Raw genomic sequence first — 10,634 nt, forward strand, 5'->3', positions numbered from 1 at the left:
CAGCTGATCACCAGCCTGGCCAGCCTGCGCCACAGCCTCGACGCCGCCAGCGAGCTGCTCGAGCAACGCCAGCAACGCCGGCCGCTGTGCCCGCTGGGCCAGGCAACGCCGCGCGGGCGCATCCTGCAGAACATCTTCGTCAAGTTCTACGCCGGCGGCCTGCAGCCCTACCTGGCTGCCGTCGACCAGCGCGGCCAGCAATGGCAGGCGGCGCTGCGACAGTTGCAGGGCATCGAAGGCATACCGCCGGCGACAGGCACCTATCTGGCGCGCCTGGCCGGCGAACGGGACTCGCTGTGGATGGATTTCCGCGCCGCCACCGCGCGTCACGTCAAGGCCTGGCAGGCGCTGCTGAACAGCTGCGGACTGGCGCCGGGGCAAGCGGGCTGGAGCGGCGTCCCGGGCGACGCCTAGCGACAGCCTGCGGACCTCCGGCCTATTCCGCCTTCTTGCGGATCCAGTACAGGTAGGTACCGTCCTCCTCGGCCTGGCCGAGCAGCTCGTGGCCGAGGAACACGCAGAACTTGGGAATGTCGCGGCGGGTCGAGGGGTCGGTGGCCACCACCTTGAGCAGGCCGCCGGGCTGCAGGTCGCGCACCTTGTTGTGCAGCATCATCACCGGCTCGGGGCAGTTCAAGCCGCTGGCATCGAGCAGATCATCGTGGGACAGGGTCAGGGCATCGGACATAAGGGGGCTCCACTGGCAGGCGGGCATTGTCGCGCAAAGCTGACCTCCAGGTCACCTTGCCCGCACAACCTTGGATGGGCGGCGCCCGCCCGGCATCTGCGGCACAGTGCCTGCGCTCCGGCGGGTTAGGGACAGCCTGCACGCCAGTTCCGGGCGGAGCCCGGGGCGCCGCGGGAGCCCGGGCCGGGCGTTTGCCCGGGCTCGGTTGAATACCAGCCCGGCGCCGCGGCGCCGGGCTAATCTGTGGGGACGCAGCCGAGGCCCCGCCCATGCCCGATCGCCAACCGCCGCAACTCTGGTGCCTGGTCCGCCTGGACGACAACGGCAACGAGTTCATCGTCCGCGACGGCCTCGACCGCGCCGCGCCGAGGCGCTGGCGCGCACCTTCGAGGCACGCGGGCACAAGCAGAGCTACTGGATCAGGGCGCAAGGGCCAGGGGCCGAAAAGCGCCCAGACGCCGAGTGATGGATGCCGCGGCGTCGCCCGGGTCGTGCGCACCTGCCGGCTGCCCCTGGTGCGCCCGGCGCAGCCTGCGAGGCCCCGCCGGATATCGCCGCTACTTGCCCAGCCGGCGCAGATGGCAGGTGACTTCCTCGCGGTCGTGATACAGCTGCTTGCAGGCCAGCGCCACCTTCACCCCGCGCGCGGCGAAGCCCGCCTCGATGCGCTCGAGCAGGCGGCGCACCTCGGCGTAGCGCTGCTTCATCGGCAGCTTGAGGTTGACCACCGCCTCGCGGCACAGCCCCTCGCCCAGCCAGGTCTCGATCAGCGCAGCGGTGCGCGCCGGCTTCTCGACTATGTCGCAGACCATCCAGTGCACCGGATGGCGCGGGCGGAACAGGAAACCATCGGCACGCTGGTGCACGACGAAACCCGAATACATCAGGCTCTCGGCCATCGGCCCGTTGTCCACGGCGGTGACGCGGATTTCCCGGTTGACCAGCTGCCAGGTCCAGCCGCCGGGCGCCGCGCCCAGATCCACCGCGGTCATGCCCGGGGCCAGGCGCTGATCCCACTGCTGGCGCGGGATGAAGTGGTGCCAGGCCTCCTCCAGCTTGAGCGTCGAGCGGCTCGGCGCCTCGCGGGGGAACTTCAGCCGCGGAATGCCCATCGGCCACATCGCCTGGTTGTCCGCCTCGGCGATGCCGGCGAACACCTCGCGGCCACTCTTGAAGGTCAGCAGCAGACGCGGCTTGCTGGCGTCGTCCACCAGCTTGCCGGCCCCCCGCAGGGCATTGCGCAGCGGCGCCTCGAACTTCTTGCAGAAGGTCGACAGCTCCTTGCCCTCGTTGGTGTCCACCACTTCCAGCCACAGGCTGCCGCACTGCGGGTAGTCGGCCAGGGCCTCGAGCAGCACGCCGATGCGCTCGCTCTCCGGCAGGCTGACGAAGGCGCCGCGCGCCCACTGGCGCGGGAAGATCAGGCTGTTGAACCGCACGCCGCACATCAGCCGCGCGCTATCGCCGGCCTCGCTGCAGACGAACTCGGCGCAAGCGCCGCCGGGCTTGGCCTTGGAGTAGCCGGCCACGTCCAGACGCGCGGCCAGCTCGGCGATCTCGGCGCAGACCTCGCCTTCGAAACCGGGGCGGCAATGGAAAAACAGGGTATTCATCGAGACGTCTCCTTGGGTCGCGCATGATACCCGAGGCGGGAACCGCGGACGCCACCTTCCTGTCCAGTGCTAGGCAGATTGCCAGCAGCGAATCCCGAATGAATGCTGGCCAGACCGCTCATAGGCAACTAGCTTGAACGCTCTGCAGTCATCAGAAACGGCCCGACCGTACGGGCCTCAAGGAGAAGTGCAATGCCCTCCCTCGATAGCCTGAACTGCCGCCGCGAACTGAAGATCGGCGACGCCACCTACCACTACTTCAGCCTGCCCGAGGCGGCCCAGCGCCTCGGCAACATCGACCGCCTGCCCAAGTCGCTCAAGGTGCTGCTGGAAAACCTGCTGCGCTGCGAAGACGGCCACACCGTCAGCGCCGCCGACCTGCAGGCCATGGCCGACTGGCTGGACAAGCGCGGCTCCGAGCAGGAGATCCAGTTCCGCCCGGCGCGGGTCTTGATGCAGGACTTCACCGGGGTGCCGGCGGTGGTCGACCTCGCCGCCATGCGCGACGCCATGGCCAAGGCCGGCGGCGACCCGCAGCGGATCAACCCGCTGTCGCCGGTGGACCTGGTCATCGACCACTCGGTGATGGTCGACCGCTACGCCTCCTCCAGCGCCTTCCACGACAACGTCGAGCTGGAAATGCAGCGCAACGGCGAGCGCTACGCCTTCCTGCGCTGGGGCCAGCATGCCTTCGCCAACTTCAGCGTGGTGCCGCCGGGCACCGGCATCTGCCACCAGGTCAACCTGGAATACCTGGCGCGCACCGTGTGGACCAAGGAGGAGGAAGGCGCCACCCTCGCCTACCCCGATACCCTGGTCGGCACCGACTCGCACACCACCATGATCAACGGCCTCGGCGTGCTCGGCTGGGGCGTCGGCGGCATCGAGGCCGAAGCGGCCATGCTCGGCCAGCCGGTGTCGATGCTGATTCCGGAAGTCATCGGCTTCAAGCTCAGCGGCAGGCTCAAGGAAGGCATCACCGCCACCGACCTGGTGCTCACCGTCACCCAGATGCTGCGCAGCAAGGGCGTGGTGGGCAAGTTCGTCGAATTCTACGGCGACGGCCTGGCCGACCTACCGCTGGCCGACCGCGCCACCATCGCCAATATGGCCCCGGAATACGGCGCCACCTGCGGCTTCTTCCCGGTCGACGCCATCACCCTCGGCTACCTGCGCCTGTCCGGCCGCCCGGAAGCCACAGTGCAACTGGTGGAAGCCTACTGCAAGGCCCAGGGCCTGTGGCGCGAGCCCGGCGCCGAGCCGCTGTTCAGCGATAGCCTGAGCCTCGATCTGGGCAGCGTCGAAGCCAGCCTGGCCGGGCCGAAGCGCCCGCAGGACCGCGTCGCCCTCGGTCAGGTCGCCCAGGCCTTCAACGATTTCCTCGGCCTGCAGCTCAAGCCCACGGCAAAGGAAGACGGTCGCCTGCTCAACGAAGGGGGGGGCGGCACAGCCGTCGGCGGCGGCCAGCAAAGTGGCGGGGTGGACTATCAGGACGAGGGCCAGACCTATCGCCTGAAGCACGGCGCGGTGGTGATCGCCGCCATCACCTCCTGCACCAACACCTCCAACCCCAGCGTGATGATGGCCGCCGGCCTGCTGGCCAAGAAGGCCGTGGACAAAGGCCTGCAGCGCCAGCCCTGGGTCAAGAGCTCGCTGGCGCCCGGCTCCAAGGTGGTCACCGAGTACTTCAACGCCGCCGGTCTGACGCCCTACCTGGAGAAGCTCGGTTTCGACCTGGTGGGCTATGGCTGCACCACCTGCATCGGCAACTCCGGGCCGCTGCGCGAGCCCATCGAACAGGCCATCACCCAGGCCGACCTGAGCGTCGCCTCGGTGCTGTCCGGCAACCGCAACTTCGAGGGCCGCGTGCACCCGCTGGTGAAGACCAACTGGCTGGCCTCGCCGCCGCTGGTGGTGGCCTACGCCCTGGCCGGCAGCGTGCGCCTCGACCTCAGCCAGGAGCCGCTGGGCACCGGCAAGGACGGCGCGCCGGTGTACCTCAGGGACATCTGGCCGAGCCAGGCGGAGATCGCCGAGGCCATCGCCAAGGTCGATACCGCCATGTTCCGCAAGGAATACGCCGAAGTCTTCGCCGGCGACGCACAGTGGCAGGCCATCGAGGTGCCGCAGGCCGACACCTACGTCTGGCAGGCGGACTCCACCTATATCCAGCACCCGCCGTTCTTCGAGGACATCGCCGGCGATCCGCCGCATATCGGCGATATCCATGAGGCGCGCATCCTCGCCCTGCTCGGCGACTCGGTGACCACCGACCACATCTCGCCGGCCGGCAACATCAAGGCCGACAGCCCGGCCGGGCGCTACCTGCGCGAACAGGGCGTGGCACCCGCGGACTTCAACTCCTACGGCTCGCGCCGCGGCAACCACGAGGTGATGATGCGCGGCACCTTCGCCAATATCCGCATCAGGAACGAAATGCTCGGTGGCGAGGAAGGTGGCAACACTCTGCATATTCCCAGTGGCGACAAGCTGTCGATCTATGACGCGGCCATGCGCTACCAGGAAGCGGGCACGCCGCTGGTGGTGATCGCCGGCAAGGAGTACGGCACCGGCTCGAGCCGCGACTGGGCGGCCAAGGGTACCAACCTGCTGGGGGTCAAGGCGGTGATCGCCGAGAGCTTCGAGCGCATCCACCGCTCCAACCTGGTGGGCATGGGCGTGCTGCCGCTGCAGTTCAAGCCCGGCTGCGACCGCAAGAGCCTGGGCCTGACCGGCCGCGAGAAGCTCGGCATCCACGGCCTCGACGGCGTCGAACTGCACCCGCATATGCCGCTGTCGCTGGCCATCGTCCGCGAAAACGGCCAGCGCGAGGAGGTCGAACTGCTGTGCCGCATCGACACCCTCAACGAGGTGGAATACTTCAAGGCCGGCGGCATCCTGCATTACGTGCTGCGGCAGATGATCGCCAACTAGAACGAGCGGGCCAGGGACGGCCCGGGTCGCGACGAAAGGGTGACGCCAGGCAGAATCCGTTTACACTGCGCGCCACGGATTTCTCCCTCAACTTCGCCGCTTTGCGGCCGATGCAGAGGGCATAACAACGACGGATACCTGCCATGCGTAATAACCAACCGGTCACTCAGCGCGAGCGCACCTTCCCTGCGCAGCAGCGCCTGATCTCCACCACCGACCTCAAGGGCCAGATCACCTACTGCAACGACGCCTTCGTCGAAATCAGCGGTTTCTCCCGCGAGGAACTGCTGCGCGCGCCGCACAACATCGTGCGCCATCCGGACGTGCCGGCGGCGGTGTTCGAGCACATGTGGAGCACCCTGAAACAGGGCCGGCCGTGGATGGGCATCGTCAAGAACCGTTGCAAGAGCGGCGACCACTACTGGGTCAACGCCTACGTCACGCCGATGACCGAGAACAACCAGGTGGTCGGCTACGAATCGGTGCGGGTCAAACCCAGCGCCGAGCAGGTGCGCCGCGCCGAAGCCCTCTATGCGCGGGTCAATGCCGGCAAGACCGCCATTCCCAAACGCGATGCCTGGCTGCCGGTGATGCAGGCCTGGCTGCCGTTCATCCTGGTCAGCCAGATCGGCTTCCTGATCGGCCACTGGTTCGGCAGCGGCTGGGGCTTCGCCCTCGCCGCCGCACTCTCCATCCCCCTGGGCCTGGCCGGCATCGCCTGGCAGACCCGCGGCATCAAGCGCCTGCTGCGCCTGGCCGAACAGACCACCTCCGACCCGCTGATCGCGCAGATGTACACCGACAGCCGCGGCGCCGAAGCGCGCCTGGAGATGGCCATGCTCAGCCAGGAAGCGCGCCTGAAGACCTGCCTGACGCGCCTGCAGGACACCGCCGAACAGCTCACCCAGCAGGCCCGCGAGGCCGACAAGCTGGCGCACAACAGCTCTGCCGGCCTGGAGCGCCAGCGCCAGGAAACCGAACAGGTCGCCACCGCGGTCAACGAAATGGCCGCCACCACCCTGGAAGTGGCCAGCAACGTGGCGCGCACCGCGATCGCCACCCAGGAGGCCAACCGCCTCACCGGCGAAGGCCGCGGCATCGCCGCGGAAACCCGCGAAGCCATCCAGCGCCTGTCGCAATCGGTGGGCGACACCGGCGAAACCGTCACCCGCCTGGCCCAGGACAGCAACGAGATCGGCGGCGTGGTCGACGTGATCAAGGGCATCGCCGACCAGACCAACCTGCTCGCCCTCAACGCCGCCATCGAAGCCGCCCGCGCCGGCGAAATGGGCCGCGGCTTCGCCGTGGTGGCCGACGAGGTTCGTTCCCTGGCCCAGCGCACGGCCGAATCCACCGGCCAGATCCACGCCCTGATCGCCAAGCTGCAGCGCACCGCCGAAGAAGCGGTGATGACCATGGAAATCGGCCGCAAGCAGGCCGACGAAGGCGTCGAGCGCGTGCTCCAGGCCGACCAGGCCCTGGCCGGCATCAGCGACGCGGTGGCCAATATCGCCGACATGGCCAACCAGATCGCCGCCGCCGCCGAGGAACAGAGCGCCGTGGCCGACGAGATCAACCAGAACATCACCACCATCGCCCAACTGGCCGACCAGACGGCGGGCGAAGCGCAAAGCACCGCCAAACTCAGCGAAGCCCTGACCGGCACCGCCCAGGGCCAGTACGCCCTGGTCGAACGCTTCAACCGCTGAAACGCAAAAGGCGCAGCGGGCCAACCGCTGCGCCTTCCTGCCCGCCACTTCCCGCAGGAGCGAGCTTGCTCGCCTCCCCGCTTCCCGCGATCACATAAACGCCACTTGCCGGTGTCCCTGGCGTGCATTGGCCGGCAGCCGGGGCGGCGCGGTTGACGCGCCCAGCCTGCCGCTACTAGTTTGCCAACCGGCCCGACTGTAACGGGCCGTCATCGTCTACCACGGAGATCCGCCGCCAGGCGGTCAGGGAGCGTGCGATATGCGCATCATGGTCATAGGCGCCAGCAAGGGACTGGGACGAGCGTTGGTCGAGGGGCTGGCCGAACAGCACGAGCTGATCGGGGTTTCCCGCAGTCGGCCGGCAGATCTCGCGCAGCCTGTCCAGTGGATCGAGGCGGACCTGAGCGATCCGCTGGGCGCCGTCGAGGCGATCGAGCGTCAGGCGCCGGCACGGCTCGATGCCATTCTCTACAACCTGGGCATCTGGGAAGAACGCGCCTTCGCCGAGGGCTACAGCTTTCTGGAAGACAGCGATGCACGCATCCTGGAGATGGTCGACGTCAATATCGGCGCCACCCTGCTGCTGCTCAAGCGTCTGCTGCCGTGCCTGCTCGGCGGCGCCAAGCCGCAGCTGATCCTTACCGGCTCCACCTCGGGCCTGCCGCAGAGCGGGCGCCCCGAGGTGACCTTCGGAGCCAGCAAGTTCGCCCTCAAGGGCATCGCCGACAGCCTGCGCGAAGGCTTTCGCGATCAGCGCCTGGCCGTCACCTGCCTGCAGCTGGGCTATCTCAATACCCAGGACGGTTTACACACGCCGCGCGAGCAGGCCGCCCTGAATGGCGAGGGCCAGCTGATCCCGCTGCACGATGTGGTGGCGCTGGTGCGCACGCTGCTGACCCTCTCGGATGCCAGCTATGTACGCGAACTGGTACTGCCGGCGATTGCCGACCAGCGCTTCTGAACGAGTCGAGAAAAAGGTGCAAGCCATGCAGAGAGTCGACCATATCCGCCATCTGGCGACCTACAACCGCTGGATGAACGACAAGCTGTACCGGGCCGCCGCCAGCCTGCCGGACGAGGCGATAGGCGCCGAACGCGGGGCGTTCTTCGGCTCGATCCTGGGCACGCTCAACCACCTGGCGGTGGCCGACCTGATCTGGCTGGGGCGCTTCGCCGCGCATCCGGCCGGCTACCAGGCGCTGCAGGCGCTGGCCACGCTGCCCGGGCCGACACGCCTCGACCAGCCGTTGGCGGCGGATATCCGCGCGCTGGCGGCGCTGCGGCAACGACTGGATGCCTGCATCGAGGCCCTGGCGCTGGAGATTCGCGAGGCGCATCTGGATCAGCCGTTGAGCTATCGCAATATGAAGGGCGTCGAGTCGCGGAAGAACTTCTTCGCCCTGCTGATGCACCTGTTCAACCACCAGACGCACCACCGCGGCCAGGCCAGCACGCTGCTGTCGCAGGCAGGCGTGGATATCGGGGTGACCGATCTGCTGGCGTTGATTGCAGATGAGCCGGAATAAGGGTCTTGTCTGCGCCCAACTGTCATTCGCCCGCGATAAGCAGCGGGATCGGAGCATCGCCCAGCGGCCCGCCGATCCGCTCTGCAGAGAGGGTTCGAACTCAGAGCCCGGCCAGCTTCAGCCAGTGGGCGTAGAAGCCCTCGGCCACCTGGTTCAGCGCCCTCACCTTTTCGCCCAGGTTGTCGCGCATCGCGGCGATGCTCTGCTGGCTGGGCTGGCTGGCGTCGAGCAGGTGGGCCCAGTCGTCGAGCCAGAGCTCGATCAGCTCTTCGGTCATCTCCGGGTGGCCTTGCAGGGCCAGCACCTTGTCGCCCCAGGCGAAGGCCTGGTTGTCGCACCAGCGGCTGCCCAGCAGCGGTTGCGCCCCCGCTGGCAGGGCGAAGGTGTCGCCGTGCCACTGGAAGATGCTGAAGTGCTCGGGCAGGTGCGCCAGCCAGGGGCTGTCCGCCGCCTCGCTGCGGCGCTGCATGGCCTGCCAGCCGGCTTCGGTATAGGGCATGCGGCTGATGCCGGCGCCCAGGGCCTTGGCCAGCAGTTGGCCGCCCAGGCAGTGGCCGACGATGGGAATGTCGCGGGCGATAAAGCGCTGCAGCGCCGCCACTTCCTCGGCGATCCAGGGCAGCGGGTCGTTGACGCTCATCGGCCCGCCCATCACCGCGACCGCCCTGGGTCGCTCCAGGTCGTAGCCGCGCAGTTCGCCGAGGTCGGCGCGCAGCACCTCGAAGGCGCAGCCGCGCGCTTGCAGCACCCGTGCCAGGTGAGCGGGCGGGCAATAATCGATATGGGTGAGGATCAGGATGTCGGCCATGCCGCGCAGTCTGCGCGATGGCCTCGGGCAAGTCGAGGCGCGCTGACGGTTGGCGCCATCGACCGGCCGCGCGGGCCGGCCGATGGACTGTCGAGACAATGCCCTAACGGGCAGCGGACGCTTTCACCTCCTGGGTAACGCCCCAGCCGTCCAGCTTGCCGCCCAGGGGCAGGACGATGGACTCCAGGTCATGTTCAAACGCGCCGATACCGGCATGGGTGGCGTACATCACTTTGCTGATCTGCAGGTGCCAGGCGCCGTCCTCGCGGGCGGAAACCTGGGCGTTGAGCGACTCGCCGCGAAAATTCCTGGCTGCCATGCGGGCCCGCTCCTCATCGGGAAAGATGGCGTAGAACTCGATCGGGTGAAACTGGGCGAAGTCGAACCCCCCTTCTTTCATCCGGCGCAGCACCGAGGTGCTGGCGTCTTCGTGGAAGGCTGTGCTCATAAACGACCTCCTCTCAGGCGATGGATGGATTGACCGCTTTCCCATTGCGACCGCCCAACTTCGGCGGTGTCGCGGCACCTTGGCGGCGCCGCCCCGAGAATCAAGCAGACTGCTTGATGTGTCTGTTGACGCACATCGACGACTGCCCGGCAGGACACCAGGCTGAAAACCGTCCCTTGCAGGGTAGCCGCTGGCCGCCGGATTCGCCTGCAACGGAAAGGCCTTGTGACAAAGCCGGCGACCGGCGGCCATTGGCCAGCCCGCCATCAGCTCCGGCTGAGCCAGGCCATGATCGCTCTATTGATCCAGCCCGGGGTGATCTGCCCCAATGCGTAGAGCAGGCGGAACTGCAGGCCCACCGGGCGGTGCACCGCAGCGCCCTGAGCCTGTTGCCAGGCGGCTTCGGCGACCTGTCCGGCCTGCAGACGTACGCCGAGGCGGCGCATCACCGGCGGCGGTTCGCCCTGGCTGGCGACCATCGGCGTGTTGACGAACGGCGGCATCAGGTCGCCGACGCGGATGCCATGGGCGCGCCATTCCAGCTCCAGCGCCTCGGTCAGGCCGCGCACGGCGAACTTGCTGGCCGAGTAGCTGGCCAGCTGCGGCACGCCGTAGACCGCCGAGGCCGAGCCCATGTTGATCACCTGCGCGCCGGGCGTGGCCTTGAGATAAGGAAATGCGGCGTGGCTCAAATTGAGCACGCCGAGCAGGTTGATCTGCAACAGGCGCGCGTGCTGCTCCAGTTCGATGGTCTCGAAGGCGCCGGTGCGCAGGATGCCGGCGCCGTTGAACAGCAGGCGCAGCTGGCCGTCGTGCAGGGCGCAGAAGTCGGCCAGGGCGACCTTGACCGCGCCGGCGTCGACCACGTCCAGTTCGGCATGCCAGACCCCACCCAGTTCCGCCGCCAG

At 68.1% G+C, this 10,634-nt stretch carries 10 protein-coding genes; 5 read left to right on the forward strand and 5 right to left on the reverse strand.

Translation table 11 applies throughout. The features are described 5' to 3' along the window. A partial coding sequence (locus tag N878_RS03295; RefSeq protein ID WP_021442265.1) for a DUF3080 family protein occupies window positions 1-414 on the forward strand: 414 nt, incomplete at its 5' end. Window positions 415-436: 22 nt separating this feature from the next. Here N878_RS03295 and tusA read toward each other — a convergent pair. After that, on the reverse strand, window positions 437-676 hold the full coding sequence (tusA, locus tag N878_RS03300) for a sulfurtransferase TusA (RefSeq protein ID WP_031302689.1): 240 nt from the start codon (window positions 674-676) through the stop codon (window positions 437-439). 569 nt (window positions 677-1,245) lie between these two features. Beyond that, complete coding sequence (rlmM, locus tag N878_RS03305; protein ID WP_021442267.1) at window positions 1,246-2,301, reverse strand: 23S rRNA (cytidine(2498)-2'-O)-methyltransferase RlmM; 1,056 nt, start codon at window positions 2,299-2,301, stop codon at window positions 1,246-1,248. A gap of 192 nt (window positions 2,302-2,493) precedes the next feature. Between rlmM and acnA the strand changes: the two genes are divergently transcribed. From acnA to N878_RS03325, 4 genes are all read left to right on the forward strand, one after another. Then, window positions 2,494-5,235 (forward strand): aconitate hydratase AcnA, encoded by a 2,742-nt coding sequence (gene acnA / locus N878_RS03310; RefSeq protein WP_021442268.1) that lies wholly within the window; start codon window positions 2,494-2,496, stop codon window positions 5,233-5,235. A gap of 143 nt (window positions 5,236-5,378) precedes the next feature. Further along, window positions 5,379-6,944, forward strand: a complete 1,566-nt coding sequence (locus N878_RS03315) for a PAS domain-containing methyl-accepting chemotaxis protein (protein ID WP_021442269.1) — start codon at window positions 5,379-5,381, stop codon at window positions 6,942-6,944. Window positions 6,945-7,203: 259 nt separating this feature from the next. Beyond that, complete coding sequence (locus tag N878_RS03320; protein ID WP_021442270.1) at window positions 7,204-7,905, forward strand: SDR family oxidoreductase; 702 nt, start codon at window positions 7,204-7,206, stop codon at window positions 7,903-7,905. Between the two features lie 25 nt (window positions 7,906-7,930). After that, window positions 7,931-8,470: a DinB family protein gene (locus N878_RS03325; RefSeq protein ID WP_021442271.1), complete on the forward strand. Its 540-nt coding sequence runs from the start codon at window positions 7,931-7,933 to the stop codon at window positions 8,468-8,470. Window positions 8,471-8,570: 100 nt separating this feature from the next. Here the strand turns inward: N878_RS03325 and N878_RS03330 are convergent, their stop codons facing one another. From N878_RS03330 to N878_RS03340, 3 genes are all read right to left on the reverse strand, one after another. Further along, window positions 8,571-9,278: a type 1 glutamine amidotransferase gene (locus N878_RS03330; protein ID WP_021442272.1), complete on the reverse strand. Its 708-nt coding sequence runs from the start codon at window positions 9,276-9,278 to the stop codon at window positions 8,571-8,573. A 103-nt stretch (window positions 9,279-9,381) separates the two neighbouring features. Then, on the reverse strand, window positions 9,382-9,726 hold the full coding sequence (locus N878_RS03335) for a ribonuclease E inhibitor RraB (protein ID WP_021442273.1): 345 nt from the start codon (window positions 9,724-9,726) through the stop codon (window positions 9,382-9,384). A gap of 266 nt (window positions 9,727-9,992) precedes the next feature. Continuing rightward, the coding region (locus tag N878_RS03340; RefSeq protein WP_021442274.1) for an SDR family oxidoreductase at window positions 9,993-10,634 on the reverse strand (642 nt) is incomplete at its 5' end.

It is taken from the genome of Pseudomonas sp. EGD-AK9, from assembly GCF_000465935.2.
Classification (GTDB): domain Bacteria; phylum Pseudomonadota; class Gammaproteobacteria; order Pseudomonadales; family Pseudomonadaceae; genus Aquipseudomonas.